The organism is Desulfobulbus oralis (assembly GCF_002952055.1).
Classification (GTDB): Bacteria; Desulfobacterota; Desulfobulbia; order Desulfobulbales; family Desulfobulbaceae; genus Desulfobulbus; species Desulfobulbus oralis.
The window spans coordinates 1237922-1256786 of sequence record NZ_CP021255.1 but is presented as its reverse complement, the minus strand read 5'-3'; the positions used below and the strand labels follow the sequence as shown (position 1 = coordinate 1256786).

The following is an 18865-nucleotide window of genomic DNA, read 5'->3' as shown; positions in this document are numbered from 1 at the left end:
TCCAGAGAATAGCGCCAATCAGCGTATATTTTTCCGAGACATTGGTAACAGGGCAGTCTTTTCATGCCAGATCATGGTATTTTCATCTCCGCAGCAAAAAGCTTGCAGTCAGCCGCAGAATAGGGCAGTACATGCGGCATACAGGAGACTGTCCGGATTGGGCCGGGGCCCCCTCACACACCTTTGTTCAGGAGAGTATCATGCAAAAAAGACCGTTGTGGCTTACGGCCCTCTTGCTGGCCGCAGGCGTTCTGCTGACAGCCGGCCCTGCTCCGGCTGGCTGGCGGGATCTGTTTCATGCGGCAGGGCAGACAAAATCCGCAGCCAGCGCCCAGGAAAAAGCCCCGACACAAAGCGGGACAGCCGAGTCGGACAGCGCCTTCCAACTAATCAGCCTGAGCGAGCGGGAGCTGGACGGCTCTCCTGCCCTGGCCCTGACCTTCAGCAATCCTTTGGACCCCAAGCAGTCGTATGACCGCTTCATCCGGGTCATGCAGCCGCAGATTCAGGAGGGTTCGGACACAGAGGAAGCAAGCGGCGAGGCCCGTCTGTCTCCCGGCGAAATCAGGGAAGTATCGGGCGAGATGCCGGCTGGCGCGGCGGTAAACGGCAAATGGGTGCTGGGCGAAAACCCGCGTATCCTCTTTTTTCCCCATGTGACGCCGGAGGCCGATTACAGGGTGCAGGTGGATGGGGAACTTGCGGACAAGGCGGGGCATCGTCTGGGCAAAGTGCACAGCTTCAGGGCTCGTACTGCGGCCGTAAGCCCGGCCTACTATTTCGCCAGCCGCGGCATGGTGCTGCCGGCCAGGCAGAACGGCGGCCTGCCGGTGGTGACGGTCAACGTGCCGGAGGTGGACGTACAGTTTCTCCGCGTACGTGATGACCATCTGCCCGAATTTCTGGACAAGGTCATTGCCGCACCGCGGGGGCAGGAGTCGGAGGGGAAATCGGAACTGCACGGTGCCGTGGATAACTGGGATCTGGACCAGCTCCACAACATGACCGAAAGTGTCTATGCCGCCCGTTTCGTCACGGAGAGCAAAGCCAACCGCCGGGCCGTGACCTTTCTGCCCGTGGAAGACCTGAAGGAACTGGCCGCGCCCGGCGTGTATGTAGCGGTGATGAGTCAGCCCGGCCGCTTTCGCTATGAGTATCAGACCACCTATTTTTATGTGAGCGACCTGGGCCTGCATGCGCGGCTCTTCACCGACAACGCGGATGTGTACGTGAGTTCGCTGACAGACGGCAAGGCCGTGCCGCGGGTGGCGCTGCGCTGGCTGGACCAGAGCGGCAAAGTGCTGGCCAAGGGCACGACCGACAGCGAGGGCCGCGCGCATTTTGACCAGCGTCCGCAAGGCGCGGCGGTCATTCAGGCGCAGCTCGGCGCTCAGGTGGCCATGATTGCGCTCAAGGAACCGGCTCTGGACCTGTCCGAATACAGCATCAAGGGCGAGCCGGGCAAGCCGGTGCGCTTCTTTGCCTGGTCGGGCCGCGATCTGTACCGGCCCGGCGAGCACTTCGACCTCTCGGTGCTGGCGCGGGACGCCGACGGCCGGGCACTGCCCCCTCTGCCGCTGCAGGCCGTTCTGAAGCGGCCGGATGGCAAGAAGCAGTTCAGCTCCATGTGGAAAAGCGCCGATCTGTCCGGCTATTACCAGGAGCGCATTGAGCTGCCGCTGGATGCGCCCACCGGCTTCTGGCAGTTGGAGCTGCGGGCCGACCCGGCGGACGAAGTGCCGGCAACGGTGTTCCGCTTCGGTGTGGAGGAATTTCTGCCCGAGCGCATGAAGCTCAGTCTGGCTGCTCCGGAAAGCGGCCTGCGGGCGGACGGCAAGCTGACCCTGGCCACCACCGGCACCTATCTCTATGGCGCACCGGCTGCCGGCAACCGGCTTTTGGGTGTGGTGCAGTTTCAGCGCTGCGTGAATCCGTTGAGCCAGAGCCTGCCTGGCTTTGTCTTTGGCGATGCCAATGAGGACAGCTTCCATGAGCGGCGCGAGCTGACGGAGGCCAAACTCGACGAAAGGGGCAAGGCGAAGCTGGACGTGGAGCTTGCTCCGGCAAGTGACCAGCATTCGCCCATCAGCGTGCGGACGACCGTGAGCCTGCTGGAAAGCGGGGGCCGGCCGGTGGTGCGCTCTCTTGAACGCGTGCTCTGGCCTGCCGAAACGCTTGTGGGCGTGCGGCCGCTCTTTTCTGGCGACTATGCCCCGGAAGGCGCGATGGTCTCCTTCGAAGTGGTGCGCGTGAACGAGGCGGGCCAGCTCCTGGCAGCCTCCGAGCTGCCGGTCCGGCTCTTTCACGAGGACCGGCACTATTATTGGCGCTACGAGGACGGTCGCGGCTGGTCGGACGGCTTTACCGAAACCGAAGAACTGGTGCACAGCGCCCCGCTCGCCCTGCGTGCAGACCAGCGCGGCAAGGTGACGGTGCCCGTGAACTACGGCCGCTACCGGCTGGAGATCAGCGACCCGGCAAGCGGCCAGACCATGAAATACCGCTTCTATGCGGGCTGGAGCGCCAAGACTGCCGAAGATCAGGGCATGCGGCCGGACAAGGTGAAACTGGACTTCGACAAGCCCGCCTACCGCGAAGGTCAGGACAAGGCCCAGCTCACCATCACTCCGCCGCATGGCGGCGAGGCGCTGGTGACCGTGGAGGGCAGCCGCACGCTCTGGGTCAAACGCCTGCCCATGCCCAAGGGCGGCACCACGCTCAGCATTCCGATCGATGCCGCCTGGAAGAGCCATGATCTGTACGTGAACGTGCTGGTGTTCCGGCCTGGCAGCGAAGGCGACAGCATTACGCCGGCCCGGGCCCTGGGCCTGGCGCCCCTGCCCCTGGAGCGCGGCGAGCGCAGGCTCAAGGTGGCCGTGGCCGCTCCGGACAAGATGAAGCCCGAGCAAGACCTGGAGGTGCAGGTCGAGGTGCCGGCGGCGGCCGGCAGGAAGGCGCTGCTGACCCTGTCCGCCGTGGATGTGGGCATTCTCAATATCACCAACTTTGCCACTCCGAATCCTTTCCGCTATTTCTTCGGACAACTGCGCTACGGCGCGGATCTGCACGACATCTACGGCCGCCTGATCGAAAAGATGGCAGGCCGGAAGGGCCGCCTGCGCTTTGGCGGCGATGCCGCGCCCAAAACTTCCAAGGGGCTGCCCAAAAAGGTGCGACTGGTGGATCTGTTCTCAGGCCCGGTGGAGCTGGACGCCCAGGGCAAGGCCACGGTGAAGCTGCCGGTGCCGGATTTCAACGGCACCCTCCGGCTTATGGCCGTGGCAGCCACCGAGGACAGCTACGGCTCGGCCGACCGCGAGGTCGTGGTGGCGGCGCCCATGATCGCCGAGCTCTCGGCCCCGCGTTTCATGAACTGGGGCGACGAGGCCCGGGTCGCACTGGATCTGCACAACCTCTCCGGCGGCCCGGCCAGCCTGAAGGTGCGCATGCCGCCGGTTACCGGGATTCTGGTGCAGAATCCGGAGCAGGATGTGCAGCTTGCCGATCAGGAAAAGAAAATACTGACCTTCAACCTGACGGCAGACCGGCAGTTCCTGGGCCTTGCCGATCTGCGCGTGCAGGTCAGCGGCCGGACCGGGGTGGGCCCGCTCTCTCTGGACCGCAGCTTCGCCCTGGAGGTCAAGCCGCTCACGCCGGTACAGCAGAAAGGGCAGTTCGCCGAAATCCAGCCCGGAGCGCTTGTCACCATCAAGGAAGATCTGGCCGATTTCTTGCCGGCCACCGTGCTGGCCCATGTCAATATCTCCGACAAGCCGCCTCTGGACGTGAAGAGCGCGGTGCAGGGCCTGCTTGTCTATCCCTATGGCTGCGTGGAACAGACCACGAGCACAACCTATCCGCACCTCTTCATCGACGAAAACATGGCGCAGCGGCTGGGCCTGAAGCCCTTTACACTCAAGGAACGCGCCAAAATCGTGGGCCAGTCCATGGGCAAGCTGGAGGCCGCTCAGGGAACCGAGGGCGGCTTTAGCCTCTGGGGAGGCGGTCAGGGCGAATACTGGCTTTCCGCCTATGTGGGCAACTTTCTGCAGGATGCCGGCGAACGCGGTTTCGAGGTGCCGGCCGGGATGCGGCGGAAGACCATGGATTTTCTCCTGAAGTATTTGCAGGAAGGGATCGGCGGCGTTTCCGGCAAAGCCTACGAGCCACAGGAGCGCCGGGTCTGGTCGGATACCTACGCCGGAGCCGGCCGCTTCAATGTCCTGGCCTATGGAGCCTATGTGCTGGCCCGGGATGCCAGAGCGCCGCTCAGCACCCTGCGCCGGCTCCATGAGCTGCGCGCCTCGGCCACCTCCGGCCTCTCGCTGGTTCATCTGGGCCTGGCCCTGCACCTGATGGGCGACGAGAAAAAGGGCAGGATCGCCATTGATGAGGGCCTGCAAAAGGCGCGGATCCAAGGCTGGTGGGGCGACTATGGGAGCGATCTGACCGATGTGGCCCTGTCCTACGCGCTCCTCAAAAAGCACAGAATTCCGGCAACGGGCCGGGACAATCTGCTCATACGGCTGGCCAATATCCTGAAGCAGCAGCGCTGGTTCAGCACCCAGGAACAGATGGCGGTCTTTCTCGCTGGCAGCGGGGTGCTCGAGGCGGACGAGCAGGAAAACCGGCGGCCGTGGCGGGCCACGGTGCAGGGTGGCGCGAATCCGCGCCAGCTCGAGGAAAGCGATAACGTGACCCTGCAGGTGGCGCCCCGCGACGTGCTCGCAGGACTGAAGGTGACCAACAACTCGGAGAGGCCTCTCTATGCGGAGCTGGTGGTGAGCGGCCGCGCCAGGGTGCGGCCGGAGGCCCGGGAACAGGGCATCAGCCTGTCACGCAGGGTCTTTACTGCCGACGGCACGCCCTTCATCGGCGACCGGATGCAAAGCGGCGAAAGCTACTACGTGCACATCCACGTGCTCAGCTCCAGCCCGATTGCCAATGTGCTGGTGGAAGACCATATCCCGGCCGGACTCGAGATCGAGAATCTCAATCTGGTGCGTGGCGAGGGCATGGAACAACTGGAGCTTGACGGCAAAAATGTGACGGCAAGCATGGCCAGCAGTCAGATCGTGCATCAGGAATTCCGGGAAGACCGCTACGTGGCCGCCCTGAACCTGACAGATTACCGCTACAGGGACTCCACCTACACCTATCCGCAGGACCTGTTCTACCGGGTGCGGGCGGTGACGCCTGGTCTCTACACCTGGCCCTCCCTTTCGGCAGCAGACATGTACCGGCCTGCCGTCAACGGCTTTGCCCCGGGCGGCGGCCTCATCAGGGTGGTGGAAGGCCGGGCGAAGTAGGCAGGAAAAACGAAAAGCCCCAGCCTGCTGCTGCCCGGAAAGCGGGGGTGCAGGCCGGGGACAACAAACAGGGGACTGATTTCGGAGGCGCAACAGGAATCAGTCCCGCTCGTCTGCTCTCCTGCTGCCCGCTGCCAATGACCGATACCAAGCAGCGTTGCATTGGCGCCTCCATCAGCGTTTCTCTCCACACAAGTTCACTGATAAGCAATCAAAACAGCAGGGCAGAGGCTGGTCAAAGCAGGCTCGTTTCTGCCCTGGATATAACAAAAAAACAGGGCGCAGCCACATCGGCCGCGCCCTGTTTCCTATTTCCTGATCTGTCTTTGGTTGTTAAAAGCGATACTGCAGTCCCAGAGAAACCGTACTGGAGCTGTGATCTGTTCCGGCAACATCACCGGAGAAGTAGCGTTTCTCGCCGGTTGTCAGATCGGTGACCGTGGTATCGCCCTTGGCTTCCTCGTATTTCTGATACCTGAACATGGCGGATACCGCGAGACTGGGGGTGATGTTGTAACCGAGGCCGAGATCCAGGCCATACATGGAAGAGACGTCAAAGTCCTCTTCAAAGCGCAGGTTGCGCAGATGGTGTATGTCTTCATCCCCGGCAAAAACCAAAGGCGAGGCGATCACCCTGCCCATGAAAAAGACCGGGCCTACCGTAGAGTGGAAGCCTACACCGATATAGGGCACATGAAACCACTGCTTGTAGGTGATGACCTTTTCATCGGGCGAAAATGAACCGACAGTGTCGAAAAGTACGTAGTCCGAATAGAAATAGTTACCGCCCCTGGCCTCCCATTCCCAGGTGTCGTACTTGTAGCCGACCAGTGCGCTGAAGCTGGTTTCCTCAAAGGTGTAGAAGGTAAAGGCAGCGTTGAGGTCGAACATGAAGCCCTGGGTCAGGTCGGTATTGTCATGATGCGACCAGTGGGTATAGCCATCGTAGTTGATAGCCAAGAAGTCGTAATCATCCATGGTACCGCTGCCCCGGTTCAGGCGGGTCCAGAAATCGGCCGATATGGTGAGCCAGGAGCGGGGGCTGATGGAGCCGCCCACATTCAGCATGGGGACATCGTCCAGTTCCCAGTTGAGTTCGCTGAGCTTGCGTCCATTCTCCCCGTAGACCAGCTCGGAGGAATCGCCATTCAGGTAACCGACGCCCATATGCGCCTTAACGACAAGCATTTCCTGCTCAATCTGGATGCTTGTTTCAGACTCGCCGGGAAGGGCCGCCTCGTTGGCCCACACCGGCACAGACAGGGACAGACCGGCTGCGAGCATTGCCACACAATTTTTCTTCTTCATGCTTCTGCTCCTTGTAGAACAAGTGATGTAACAAAGCGCATCCGCTTGCGCTCCTTTCAAACTTGATCGGGCAAATTCGAGAAGTCCCGAAGGCCGGCATGAAGTGGCGCTTCCCTGCCCCCAGGTTTTTGCAGGTGACACGCGCTCCCAAGCCGGGATGTGATCGCAACATTCCCTACGTCTTGATTGTGTGTACACGAATCAGTCCCATATTGTCAACCGGGACTCCCTGATTGGCAAGCCGCCTTGCAGAAAAAAGTCTGCAAATTTTCTGCTGCCGAATTTTGCGGGAGCATCAGTGCATTGGAGACACCTTTGTCCACGGCACGGATGTTCACAGCGGTCAGTTCTCTCCTGCATCCTGCCCTCTGGCCAAGAGGGCGAACAGCAAGAGTACCGGAAGGAGTGCAACAATCCGAGCGGGTTCAGGCTCTGCTCCTGCCAACAAGGCCCTGATCCTGAGCGAACATACCTTTATTGCGCCAGCACCAGGCGGTACAGCGTGGTTTTGGGGGAACTCCAGAACTGTAGAGGGACACATTGTCTGTTTCGGTAACAAAGAGCTGCACACGCAGGGATCGCTCCTGTCGGGCAGCACCTGGTAGCCGGGCATGGACCGGGTTTCCAAAGCACGCCCGGAAACCGCCCCGGTGCAACTGGAGGTCTGGTCGTAGGTGCTGCCCGACAGGAGATTCCGCCGATACACCGACTCAGGATATGTTCCGCAATACTCTCGGGCGATACGGTCCACAACCGCCGTATCGCCGGGGATGTACAGACCGCTTACCTGAAAGGGCGAAAAGTGCCGGCACTTACCGGAGAGACGGAGAACGTGTCAGGCGGCCGCTAATTTTTTGGCTCCTCGACGGAGGATTAAAATCAAACAGGCTGACAGATCAATCCTCTATGAATTTGAGTATGAGGGCCATCGGCTTGAGCAGCGTAATGCGACGACCCGATACGGCAATCAGACCGCTGGTTCTGAATTCATGCAGGGCTAAGCTGATTGTTGGCTGAGTCGAGCTGATCATATCAGCAAGCTGGTTTTGAGATATGGTATGGGGGAGAAGACAGGGAACTTCCCAGTTGGATGTCTTCTTCAGATTCTCGTATGCCAAGGTTATGAGTAAAAAAGCCAGTCTGTGCGCAACATCTCCATTCTGGCTGCTGAGGCGTTTGCCCATATATCGCAACCGACGCCCGAGAATGCTTATGACCCGGCGGACAAGAGAAAAGTTTCCTTCCAGAAGCCGTTCGAAGTCAGGTTGCTCTATCGTGTGGATAATTGATCTGCAAAGCGCCTGTGCCGAAACCACCCGTGGCGTTCGATTCATGACTTCTGCAAGTCCAAAAATTTCGCCGCCCTGGCGGAGAAAAAGAGTGGATTCTTTTCCGGAAGGCACTTCACTGAAAATTCTTATCAAGCCGGATTCTATATAGAAACAGGAGATTCCGGCATCGCCTTCGATAAAGACGGTTTTATTCTTTTCCAGTTCCTGGCGTCGGGAGAGGGTCAGGAACTGTCTTTTTTCATTCTCAAGACCCGCAAAAAAATTTTCCTTTTCGAGATGCCAGAAATTTTGCACGCTATCCTCGGCTAGGTGACAGGCTTTCTGTTTTCAAAGGAGAATGTTGTTTCTTTGCCATTGATATCACGGCATTTCCAGGTAATCCTATTCTTACCCATAATCGGCTTGAGTCTGGCCTTGTGATATCCAAGCTGGTAGGGAATTTTAATTTCAAGCGCTCCTGTAGGGCAGGCCTTGATGCAAGACATGCAGTCCCAGCAATCTCTCGGTGAGCGCAGGCAGGCTTTCCCTGTTTCGGGATTGAGCATCATAAGGTCTCCGGGACAGATCTCTTCGCAAAACGTCTCTGCTCGTCCCTTGCATCCATTGCATTTTTTTACATTTACTATCGGTGGCATAATGTATGCCTCATTCTATGCCTGGCGTCTGTTGCCAGATATGAGCTGTGTATAGGGGCGCGTGAATGTGATAATATGACCTGTATCCGGATCACGCTTTGATTCGATAAAACAATCGTAATGCCTGTCGTCACGTTTTGGGTAATCACTTCGCGTCTGCCATCCCGGCCAGCGGGTTTCCTTTCGAGCTTTCAGATGATGCACAACAGCTTCGGCCACGTCGACCCTGTCCATGGTTTCATGGGCCTGCATCAGCTCGTGCAGATCCGCAGCTCTCAGGTAGCCGAATTGCGATTGCAGTATCTTTATGTGTTTCAAAGCATAGTCAAGGCGTTCCTCATTAGTTCGGTAATATTGACTGATACCACCTGCGTATTCGTCCATGAGTCGTTGCAGACGCTCCTTCATTTCTATGGGTCTGATGCCGTCTGTATCTTTAGTGAGAATTGGTGCATAGATCCTGTCCTTTTCATCCTGCACCTGGCGCTCATCAAGGGGGGGCAGCTTTTTCCCTGTTACCCAGGTGATGGCCCCACGAGCCGCGAGTTTGCCTTCTGCAGCACAGCCGCCGACAAATTTATTCGGGTTGCCCCCTGCGGTCTCTCCGGCGGCGAAGAGGCCGGGAAGGGTTGTCATGCGCGCTGTGTCAACCCAGAAGCCACTGCCGGTGTGTCCACCAACAATGTAGGGGTCAGAACCGTAGATTTCGATGGGCTCTTTTGTAATGTCCTGGCCTCGGCTGGCCAGAAACAAAACAAAGGATGGCCTTTCGTTGAGGTAGTCAATAAGCAAATCTTCCGCCTCTTCTGGCTGAAGATGAGTTGTGTCGCAGTAACACGGGCCACGTCCTGCCAGCCATTCTTCCATGGGTGCGTTGGCGCGAATATATCGAGGCGCAGCATCCCCCCCAAGGTCCTTGTAGCGTTCCATAACTCGTTCACCCCTGGAGTTGATAATGGCCGATTTATACCCCACGGAAATGGTGTCGATCGGTCCACAGAAATCCTTGGAGCGAGTCGCGACCCAACGTTGTTCCATACTGGTCAGCTCAGCGCCCTTTCTGAAACCAATGGCATACCCTGTTCCCACACAGTACGGACACATCCAAATCTGGGAACCACTGTCCGTGGAATCGGCAGTATACGATTTGTAGAGTGTCCCGGCTCCACCTGTGCAGACCACAGTCGCCTTGGCCCGGAAAATGTAAAACTTTCCGTCGCGTATGCCGAATCCCATGGCTCCGCTACAGAATCCATCGTACATGAGCAACGATGTGATCGCCACTCTGTTGTAGACATCCGCACCGCTCTCCAGCGCCTTTTCGGCCATAATGGGTTTAAGCTGTTCACCGTGAATGGAAATATCCCATTTCCCCCGATAGGAAGCGTTCCCTTGTTTGTCCCTGAGTATGGGAAGCCCCCAGCGTTCCAAGTCTTCCACACACTCGTTGAGTTCGCGGGCATTGGACAGGGCCAAATCTTCGCGCAGAGGCCCTCCGCCCACCTGAGCACGACTCCAGCGAACTAAGTCTTCAGGTGTTTTTCCTTTCGGGATATAAGTATTTATTGCATCCATACCGGCTGAGCAGGCACCTGATCGTCTAATATCGGCTTTTTCAGCAATGATGACCTTGAGTTTGGAGTTGATTTTGGCTGCTTCCGTTGCCACGAAGCAACCAGCATTGCCTCCGCCGATGACGAGCAGATCGGCCGTGATTTCAACACGCTCTATACCAGCGAGATTTTCAGGATTAAAGGTGATGGCATGTGCTGTCTTTATGCGTGCCATGGAAGTGACTCCTTGTGATAATTCATGGTGTTCCAGTTATTTATTTGCTATAAAAGCAGTTTTTATGATAATGAATATGGTTATCAATATAAGAATGTCGGCAAGTGGATGCTTAATAAACATGAATGGATCCTGCTCTGATGCAATGATAATCTGTTGTAATGATGTCTCCCAGATAGGAGCCAGAATGAAGCCAATTATCAGACATATCAAAGAATAATCGAATTTTCTCATAAAATAGGCGAGGAGAGAAAATATTATCATCAGTATTATATCAAAAACTGAATATTGGGAGAGATAGGAACCCATTGTACAGGTGAATATTATGATGGGATACAGCACCGGGGGGGGTACCTGCATCAATCTACAGAACAATCTGATACCCACTCTTCCGACGCAGAACAGAAAAAAGCTCGCGATAATGATGGTACCATAGACTGCATAGATAAATTCGGTGTTTTGCTCGAACATGAGTGGGCCCGGGGTCATTCCATGCACTACAAAGGCCCCGATCAGCAGGGCGGCGGCCATGTTGCCGGGAATGCCAAGGGTGAACAGCGGGATGAGGCTTGATGCGGCTACGGCGCTGTTGGCTGCTTCGGATGCCGCAATGCCCTCGATTTCACCCTTGCCGAAGGTCTCTGGATGCTTTGAGCGCTTGACGGCCTGATCATAGGCGAAGAAGGAGGCCACCGGAGCTCCAAGTCCGGGTAAAGCACCAACTACGGAACCGGCAAAGGCGGAAAAAATCAGCGTCTTGAAACAGCGCAGATATTCTTTAAGGGAGATACTCCGATCTTCCTTGCAGATGGAAAAGGAAATGACTTCTGGGCGTCCTTCGCCACCGACAAGGCATTCGAGCTGTATGATGATTTCGGAGAAGGCCAGCATTCCTATGCCGATGGGTATGAGTGAAATGCCGCGTTCCAACGGTGTAATGTCAAAGGTAAGGCGCGGCAGAGCGGAAACAGGCTCAATACCTATCATGCTGACCAGTACGCCAAGCGCAGCGGCAATAAGGCCTCTGATCAGGGATTTTGTGCCAAGACCGGCAATAATGGTCATTGCCATGCAGACGAGCGCGAAAATCTCCGGAGGCCCCATGTAGAGAGCAACGGCAGCGAGGGGGGCGGCGACAAGTACAAGAAGCAGGGTGGCAAAGGCGTCGCCGGTTACCGACGAATACAGAGCTGCCCGCAGAGCCTTTTCTCCTTTGCCCTGCAGAGCCAAAGGGTGCCCATCCCATGTGGTCGCGGCAGATTCCGGAGTTCCGGGCGTGTTCAGTAAGATGCCGGGAATCGAGCCACCGAAAAAGGCCCCCTTGTTTACGCCGACAAGGAAGCCGATGGCGGCCACAGGCGACATATAATAGGAAAGCGGGATACAGAGGGCAATGGCCATGGGTCCATTGATGCCAGGTATGGCGCCGGCCATGACCCCCACGATAACGCCCAGCAGGACGAACAAAACGTTGTCCAGGTGCAGGGCATTGCCAAAACCGGCAAGAATAATGTCAAGCATGGCTTGCCCCCGAGGTCCGATTATGGCATGGGAACACTGAGCACGTACCGCATAAGCAGGTAGACAAGCACAACCGGCAGGACAGCGACCAGAACCAGTGGAACAGGATGGCGTTGTCCGCAACTGAGTTGAATCACAAGCAGAAAGAGGACTCCGGCAGGGATGAAACCCAAGTAGTGCATGGCAGGCATCATTATGCCACATGGAACGAAAAATTTGACCAGATGCAGCCAATGAACGCCATCCACCTTCGTTCTTTCGTAACCGGCTCTTGTCCATGCAATTTTGAGCAGGCCAAGCAGGGAAAGCCCGAGCATGAACCCGGCTGCTATATCTGGGACAAGCGTGGCCGGTGCTCCGTATCCGGGATATTCGGGTGAAAAGGCAGGTATGATCCAGAGAAGGAGAATTCCACTGGCCAAAGCAATAACAGTATAGGAAATAGTGTCACGCTGGATAGTTGTCATAGCGTTCTCCGAGGTGGGTGATATTGGAGAGCCAGATATTCGCTGTGTATGATGATTATTTCTCAGAGGCTTCCTTTTCTTTTGCAAAACGGAAAGAGGTCTCTTCCATATACTTCTGTGCATATTCATGACCGTAATCAGTCAGAATAATATGAAGCTTTTCCTGTACAAATGTATTATATTTCTGATTTTCTTTTAAAGATTGTACGGCATCGTCTATGCGTTTTACGACATTCTCCGGTAAGTTCTTTGGGCCAACAAGCACTAGATACATTTCAACAGATTCGTTCCATCCCTGTTCCTTGAGAGTTGTAATATCAGGAAGTTCTGTAAAACGTACCGGTATTGATGCTGCGAGACACTTGATTTTACCCTCAGTAACATAATCAAAGAGAATGGCTCCAACATGTCCAAGATCAGCATGACCACCCATAACGGCAGTTATAACAGATGGGCCACCAGTACTGGGCATCAAAGATAATTTGACGTCTTCATTTTGTGCAATGCGTCTCATGACGTCACGATCATCCGATCCTTGAAACATATAGGTTAGGCCTTTGTTTGCCTTCTTTGCCCATATGAATGCGTCTTTCAGAGTTTTCCAGGGACGATCAGGAGCACAAATGATACCACTCTGGTTCAGACCGAGTAGTGTGAAATAATGAAAATCATCCAGCTTGTAGGTGGTATGGAGAAAGTTTGGAGAATAAGTGAAAGCGCCCGTTGCAGAAACGCCAAGACTATACCCATCGTTGGGTGCGTTCGCTAACTCGCTGGCCATAACGCTCCCGTGCGAACCACCCGGTTTATTGGATACAATGACAGGTTGGTCCCATGTTTTTTTCAGTTGCTCAGCTAATGCACGTGTAAGTAAGTCAATTTGTGCACCTGGTTTAGTCATGGTGAGTATATTGACAGGATGATCAGGATAGTCTGCTGAGTGAGCAAGGGATGTAATCAGCAAAAATATGCACATAATCGAACCAGATAACAATTTTATCATACCTGTCTCCTCTCGTTATAATGATTTTCTGCTTCTCTTGTATTCTTAATTTTCTGTACAAAAAATTCTATAATCTGGCGTATAAAAATGACATTTTCTGGCTCCTCGTCATTTGATTCGGATTTGGCGTATCACTGCTGCCCCATTAAATTGGAGTAATTCTAATTGTTTGATTTTTAATGGTATTTTCTGTTTGTTCGGGCAAAGGAGCCCCGCCAGATCCCGCTGCTCGAGCACATTGCGCTGCACGGGTCGCAAAATCTGCAATACTGCATGCCCCTGGCGGCTTCTGAACTTGAGAAACGCCACCAGAAGACAGGCACACAAGGCGAACCGCAACTGCATTCGCATCGCTGGTGCTTGTATCCACAAAACTCCTCACGTTCAGACGCTGCCTGATCCACCTGAAGAACAGCTCGATCTGCCCTCTGTGCGCCTTGCCTTTATCGATGCAGTCCACGCCGCGCCCGTTTCACCTGGCGAGCGTGCAAAGCTGGCCAAACCACATCGAGGCCACGGGAGTCAGGCTGCTTGCAGTTCTGCCGCAGCCGCACAGCATATTTCCCGACACGCCGCACACGGCTCCTGTTGAGCAGGCGCGCATCTGTCGGATAGCCAGGCACCTGTTCCTACACGGTGATGTCGATGCAGACCCGCTCAAGGCTGCCTGCCCTGAGCCCTCCGACTGGCCAGGCCAACCTGTTCCGTCACCTGCAAAATCAGCTCGCAAGCCTTCTCGCCGATGGCTTTGCGCTATCGGCAAGGCGAAGACGGAACAATGGGTAGCCATGACAAAGGTACGCATCCCCGCAGAAATACTGGTAGTACGGGTTTTCCAGCAACGCCGCACGGTTTCTTTGTCAGAGGGTCTGAAAGCGTGGCTGAAGCAGGACAGGCCTGCCCTCAGGATGGATGGGAAGCCGGGCCGGCCATGTTCTTAAATGGATTGCGCCGAACTCCTGTTCAGGCAGTGCCCGGTCGATCAGGGCTGCTCAGGCGATACAATTCATGGTTCCGACCCGGGAATATTTTCGAGAGGACTTCGGAACATATCCAAAGAGGCCCTGCAATCGGCTTTTTGGGCTGTACGAAGTAATATCCCAATATTTCATATGGTTGAAAGTTATTCAGGGGCGACGACCTCATTGCCTCATGCAGGTTCTGCCAATGAGCACGCTGCCGACATCAGGCTGGCCTTAATTGCCGGAACGCCGCGCTTCACGCCACCAGGATATCTCTGGTCAGATGGTTCTGGGCCATTTGCCTCATGACTCCTCGGATAAAGGCGGCATCTCCACCCTGTGGGCAGCCAAATGCTGGGCATTTCCCGACCCATTGAGCCGGTAGATTCTCATTCCAAACGCACCACCTGGTAGGGGCATGAAAAGTTAAAAGGACAAGGCGGGATTCTGGTAGAGTGTGGAAGCACGAACAACCACTCAGCCAGAAGGAGCCCGCCATGTCCCATAGCCATCTTACTCTGGAAGAACGCATCAGGATCGAACTCTTTGTGTCCATGGGCCTGAGCTGCCGGGAAATGGCCAGAGGCCTGGGCAGGAGTCACAGCACGCTTTCCCGGGAACTGAGCCGCAACGTGGGCTCTGCAAAACGAGGCTATCGTGCGCAGAGCGCAGAGCGGCGCGCCCACAAAAGGCGAAAGAGAGCAAGGCATTACCGTTGTATGAATCGGCCCGAACTGCTTGCCTGGGTCGATGAAAAGTTGCGTGCAAACTGGTCTCCCGAGCAGATCGCGGGCCGCATCCGTCTGGAGTATCCAGAGGATCAAAAAATGCGTATCAGTACAGAGACTATCTACCGCTGGGTCTATGCAGCGGCACAATTCGGCGATACCAGCTACCGCCATTTACGCCGTGCCCACAAAAGGCGAAGGCGGCAAGCCAGGTATGGCCAGGGACGGCGCCTGTTCCCCGGACGTATTGATATCAGCCAGCGGCCGGGGATTGTTGCCGGGAGAACCCGCTTTGGGGACTGGGAAGCAGACCTTGTCTGTGCCTCCAAAGGAAAAGCAGCGCTGCTCACCTGTAACGAACGCAGGAGCCGCTTTCTGCTGCTGGCCAGGGTACAAGACAAGACAGCCGCGTCCTTCAATGCGGGGCTCATTTCCTGCTTGCGTGCTGTGCCGTCAAAGCTGAGGCAGACCCTGACGCTGGATAATGGTTCGGAAGTGGCAGGCTTCAGGGCTCTGGAGTTGGCCACTGGCCTGCGCACGTATTTTTGTAAACCACATGCCCCGTGGCAACGTGGGACGAACGAAAACAGCAACGGGCTTTTGCGGCAGTACTTTCCCAGGGGCATCAGCTTTCACAAGATCACGAAGAAGATGCTCAGGAACGCAGCAGAACGCCCAGCGTCAGCCTCGGGGCCTTCGGCACAGGGGCAGCAACAGCAGGCCGGAAAGCATCATCAGCGCGCCCAGACAGAGCACCCGCCGGGCGGAGCTGCGCAGGACCAACAGGCCGAAGAGCGGCAGGCCCAAGGCAATCACAAAGCTGACCGTGGCATAGGAAATGCCGGCCCGCTGCACCAGATACGGCAGCATGATGCCGTAATTGTCGAGGAAACCGGCACAGATGGCATGCAGAAAGGTGCCGCCTGCGGTGAGCAGAACGAATGCACGGGAAATGCGTGCTGCCGTTTCTTCTGATATGGCGCTGTCCTCTTATGGGCCTGCTTTTTTTTCAGCGTCCCGGGCCTGCCTCTTCAGCTCCCGGGCAATGATCGCGGCCGCTATTCCCGCAGCGTCGGCTGTGCGCTGGGCACAATTTTCCTGCTGCTCCGGCGAGTCATGCACCACGCCCCGATTGAGCACGCGGCAGCAGACACTCCGGTGTTTGGCGCGGAACTGGTCGTGCAGTTCTCGGGCCAACGCCATGCAGGCGTTCACCTTGGGATCGCCGGGCATGGTACGGCCAAAGAAGAGGCCCAGGGCCATAATGCCGCCCACCACCGCACCGCAGGCACAGCCGGCCTCACCCATGCCGGTGCCGAAGCCCGAGGCCAGCGCCACAAGAGCCCGCCGCTCTTTCTGGCCGCTCACATCCACAATGCCGCGCAGCACCGATTCACCACAGAAAAAGCGGCCCTGGCGGTAGTGTTTTTCCGCCTTTTTGCGCACGAGCTCAGTAAAATCCTCTGCAATTTCCACTTATTGCCTCCCTGATTTGCCTGCCGGCCCCTGCGTCGGGGCCAGTCCGGCCATCCTGTCCGGGCGGCAGGCCCTATGCTCCTGCGGTCCGCCGCCCACCTGCACTGATCGGCAGCGAAGCAAGGAACATGCCAGCCGGCAGGTGGGGGCTGGCGCGGCCAAGCCAATGCCTTGTTTTTGCGGGCACAAAACCGCTTCGACCAGCGGCCAGCCATTGCCGCAAAAACGGCGCACAGACGGTTGGACAAGCCAGCGCCGCCCGGCTCCATGTACACCAAGTGCACACTGCCGGAGACACTTTCGCAACAGAGTGTCTCCGGCAGTGGCAATCCGGCCACAAAAAAACCGCTCCGGCCGGCAGGGCGGCATCCGGGGCGGCTCTTCGCGGGCGTCATTGGCTGCGCTCACTCTTCCTTCGAATCCGCCAGACCCTCAAGCAGCCCGTATTCATGCAGTTTGTGGTACAGCTTGTTGCGGGAAATACCCAGCGCCCGGGCGGTCAGCGTCTTGTTGTAGCGCATCTTTTCCAGCATGTTCACCAGCGTCTTGCGCTCGGCTTGGGCATTGGCCTGGGCCAGATTCTGCATTTCCACAAGCGGCGCTTCCTCGTCCCTTTCCATGGCCAGCTCCAGGGTGCGCAGAAAGCGCGGGGGCAGATGCTCCAGGGAAAGCACGTTGTCGCTGTCCTCCAGGGCGTACAGGGCATAGGTCAGTACATTCTTGAGCTCGCGCACGTTGCCCTGCCAGGGGTACTGGCTGAACGCGCGGTAGGTCTCGCTGGAAATGCGGATCTCCGTGGACCGTTTACGGCCAACCTCCGTTTCGATGAAGCGGCGTGCCAGCAGGGGAATATCGCTGATGCGATCGCGCAGCGGCGGCACCTTCAGCTCAAAGATGTTCAGCCGATGATATAGATCGGCGCGGAAGCGGCCCTCCTCCACATAGTGGTTCAGGTCCCGGTTCGTGGCTGCAATCAGGCGGAAGTCAGAGTGGAGCGTCCCGCGGTGGGCGATCTTCTGGATTTCTCCGCTTTCCAGCACTCGGAGCAGCTTGGCCTGCACCGGCAGCGGAAGCTCGCCGATTTCGTCCAGAAAGATGGTGCCAGTGTCGGCCTGTTCAAACTTGCCCACCACGCCGCCGGCCCTGGCCCCGGTAAAGGCGCCGCCTTCGTAGCCGAACAGCTCGGATTCCATCAGTTCCCGGGGCAGGGCCGCGCTGTTGACCACGATGAAGGGGTTCTTGGCGCGGGGGCTGGCCGAGTGCAGGGCCTGGGCCACCAGCTCCTTGCCCGTACCGCTTTCGCCGATCACCAGAACCGGCTCCTTGCTCCGGGCAAAACGTCGGCCGTAGCGCTTCATCTCCAGAATGGCTTTGCTTTCGCCGATGATGCTGTCAAAGGTGTGCAGCATCCCGTGCTTCCGGTTGGCCTTTTGCTCAAGGTAGCTGGTGCTCTGCTCAATTTCGCGCACGCTGGACATGAGGTCACTCAGCGTGGTTTCGCCGAAGGTGCTGGGAATACTCTCCAGAATGATGCCCAGCAGCTCGGCCTGATCGTTCATCAGCGGATAGCGGAAGGAAATGCCCTCGGCGTTGGTGGTGGTCAGGCTGGAGCAGACAACCATCTTCCGGTCGCGGATGGCGCTCATAACGCCCTGCTCGGCGGTAAGGAAGAAATCCGACACATGCTTGCCAATGATGTCGACCGGCAGGTTGAACAGCTTGATGAAGGCTTTGTTGCTGTACAGAAAATTGCCCTCCGCCGACATGAGGGCGATGCCGGTATGTAGCAGCTCAAAGAAACCCGCGTACGGACTTTGGGCCAGTTTTTCCATGGAGTTGACGATTTTGGGATTGAAGAACTGCATGGTAGTTTATTCTTTTGCGTCTTGGCGGGATGGGCTTTGGACCAATATTCTCCTTTTTTACGTGATATTTTGGCATATTACCCAAATTTACCCAGTGACGCAATGCCCTTGCCTGCCTCTGGGTCGCTCCTGCCAGAGACCGGCAATCGCCGCACGACTTGCTCCACGCTGGTACATTCTGTACCGACCCTGTGTCAAACAAATCGTTTCACCATCTTCTCAACTGTTCATCACTCCGATATTATTATATATTTTATTCAGACATTTCTGTAGGCCAAGTACCTTCCCGCCGCGGACCGCAAAATCCGAGCCAGACCGGTTTAATGACCAGAAAGCACTTGTGATCAAGCGTGATAGCGTAGCTCGTGCCAAACAATTCCGCCTCGCGGTCTACCACGGCAAGCGGAATACCCTCCGCAGTGCAGATTTCCTGCTCCTCCCGAGACGGTTCCACGCTCAAGCTGAGCGTGACTTCGGCTGCAAGTGCTCTCTGCATCATAAGGCTTTCCTC

12 protein-coding genes and 1 pseudogene are annotated in these 18865 nt (G+C 56.8%); 2 read left to right on the top strand and 11 right to left on the bottom strand.

Annotated elements, in window-relative coordinates; genetic code table 11:
* Positions 1 to 200 precede the first annotated feature (200 nt).
* Positions 201 to 5309, top strand: coding sequence for an alpha-2-macroglobulin family protein (locus CAY53_RS05585; protein WP_181040443.1), 5109 nt, complete (start codon positions 201 to 203; stop codon positions 5307 to 5309).
* 333 nt (positions 5310 to 5642) lie between these two features.
* Here the strand turns inward: CAY53_RS05585 and CAY53_RS05580 are convergent, their stop codons facing one another.
* From CAY53_RS05580 to CAY53_RS12535, 8 genes are all read right to left on the bottom strand, one after another.
* Positions 5643 to 6617 (bottom strand): omptin family outer membrane protease, encoded by a 975-nt coding sequence (locus tag CAY53_RS05580; protein ID WP_104936288.1) that lies wholly within the window; start codon positions 6615 to 6617, stop codon positions 5643 to 5645.
* A gap of 896 nt (positions 6618 to 7513) precedes the next feature.
* A complete protein-coding gene (locus tag CAY53_RS05575) occupies positions 7514 to 8203 on the bottom strand; it encodes a Crp/Fnr family transcriptional regulator (protein ID WP_104936287.1) in 690 nt (229 codons plus the stop codon).
* Between the two features lie 11 nt (positions 8204 to 8214).
* Positions 8215 to 8544: a 4Fe-4S dicluster domain-containing protein gene (locus CAY53_RS05570; protein ID WP_104936286.1), complete on the bottom strand. Its 330-nt coding sequence runs from the start codon at positions 8542 to 8544 to the stop codon at positions 8215 to 8217.
* Positions 8545 to 8559: 15 nt separating this feature from the next.
* Entirely contained in the window at positions 8560 to 10332 is a 1773-nt protein-coding gene (locus tag CAY53_RS05565) for an adenylyl-sulfate reductase subunit alpha (protein WP_104936285.1), read from the bottom strand.
* Between the two features lie 36 nt (positions 10333 to 10368).
* Positions 10369 to 11853 (bottom strand): tripartite tricarboxylate transporter permease, encoded by a 1485-nt coding sequence (locus CAY53_RS05560; RefSeq protein WP_104936284.1) that lies wholly within the window; start codon positions 11851 to 11853, stop codon positions 10369 to 10371.
* Between the two features lie 20 nt (positions 11854 to 11873).
* A complete protein-coding gene (locus CAY53_RS05555) occupies positions 11874 to 12320 on the bottom strand; it encodes a tripartite tricarboxylate transporter TctB family protein (protein WP_181040442.1) in 447 nt (148 codons plus the stop codon).
* A gap of 55 nt (positions 12321 to 12375) precedes the next feature.
* Positions 12376 to 13323: a tripartite tricarboxylate transporter substrate binding protein gene (locus CAY53_RS05550; RefSeq protein ID WP_104936282.1), complete on the bottom strand. Its 948-nt coding sequence runs from the start codon at positions 13321 to 13323 to the stop codon at positions 12376 to 12378.
* 145 nt (positions 13324 to 13468) lie between these two features.
* On the bottom strand, positions 13469 to 13783 hold the full coding sequence (locus tag CAY53_RS12535; RefSeq protein ID WP_146106414.1) for a transposase: 315 nt from the start codon (positions 13781 to 13783) through the stop codon (positions 13469 to 13471).
* 999 nt (positions 13784 to 14782) lie between these two features.
* Here CAY53_RS12535 and CAY53_RS05540 point away from each other — a divergent pair.
* Positions 14783 to 15688: pseudogene (locus tag CAY53_RS05540) on the top strand (IS30 family transposase); the annotation flags it as partial.
* A 315-nt stretch (positions 15689 to 16003) separates the two neighbouring features.
* Here CAY53_RS05540 and CAY53_RS05535 read toward each other — a convergent pair.
* From CAY53_RS05535 to CAY53_RS05525, 3 genes are all read right to left on the bottom strand, one after another.
* Complete coding sequence (locus CAY53_RS05535) at positions 16004 to 16489, bottom strand: C-GCAxxG-C-C family protein (RefSeq protein WP_104936279.1); 486 nt, start codon at positions 16487 to 16489, stop codon at positions 16004 to 16006.
* 404 nt (positions 16490 to 16893) lie between these two features.
* Complete coding sequence (locus tag CAY53_RS05530) at positions 16894 to 18354, bottom strand: sigma-54 interaction domain-containing protein (RefSeq protein WP_104936278.1); 1461 nt, start codon at positions 18352 to 18354, stop codon at positions 16894 to 16896.
* Between the two features lie 253 nt (positions 18355 to 18607).
* A complete protein-coding gene (locus tag CAY53_RS05525) occupies positions 18608 to 18853 on the bottom strand; it encodes a hypothetical protein (RefSeq protein WP_104936277.1) in 246 nt (81 codons plus the stop codon).
* Between the last annotated feature and the right edge of the window lie 12 nt (positions 18854 to 18865).

Excerpts from the sequence above, each read along its gene's own strand:
- CAY53_RS05570 (WP_104936286.1), bottom strand. The coding sequence starts at position 8,544 with ATGCCACCGATAGTAAATGTAAAAAAATGCAATGGATGCAAGGGACGA.
- CAY53_RS05550 (WP_104936282.1), bottom strand. The coding sequence starts at position 13,323 with ATGATAAAATTGTTATCTGGTTCGATTATGTGCATATTTTTGCTGATT.
- CAY53_RS05560 (WP_104936284.1), bottom strand. The coding sequence starts at position 11,853 with ATGCTTGACATTATTCTTGCCGGTTTTGGCAATGCCCTGCACCTGGAC.
- CAY53_RS05525 (WP_104936277.1), bottom strand. The coding sequence starts at position 18,853 with ATGATGCAGAGAGCACTTGCAGCCGAAGTCACGCTCAGCTTGAGCGTG.
- CAY53_RS05580 (WP_104936288.1), bottom strand. The coding sequence starts at position 6,617 with ATGAAGAAGAAAAATTGTGTGGCAATGCTCGCAGCCGGTCTGTCCCTG.
- CAY53_RS05530 (WP_104936278.1), bottom strand. The coding sequence starts at position 18,354 with ATGCAGTTCTTCAATCCCAAAATCGTCAACTCCATGGAAAAACTGGCC.
- CAY53_RS05585 (WP_181040443.1), top strand. The coding sequence starts at position 201 with ATGCAAAAAAGACCGTTGTGGCTTACGGCCCTCTTGCTGGCCGCAGGC.
- CAY53_RS05555 (WP_181040442.1), bottom strand. The coding sequence starts at position 12,320 with ATGACAACTATCCAGCGTGACACTATTTCCTATACTGTTATTGCTTTG.
- CAY53_RS05565 (WP_104936285.1), bottom strand. The coding sequence starts at position 10,332 with ATGGCACGCATAAAGACAGCACATGCCATCACCTTTAATCCTGAAAAT.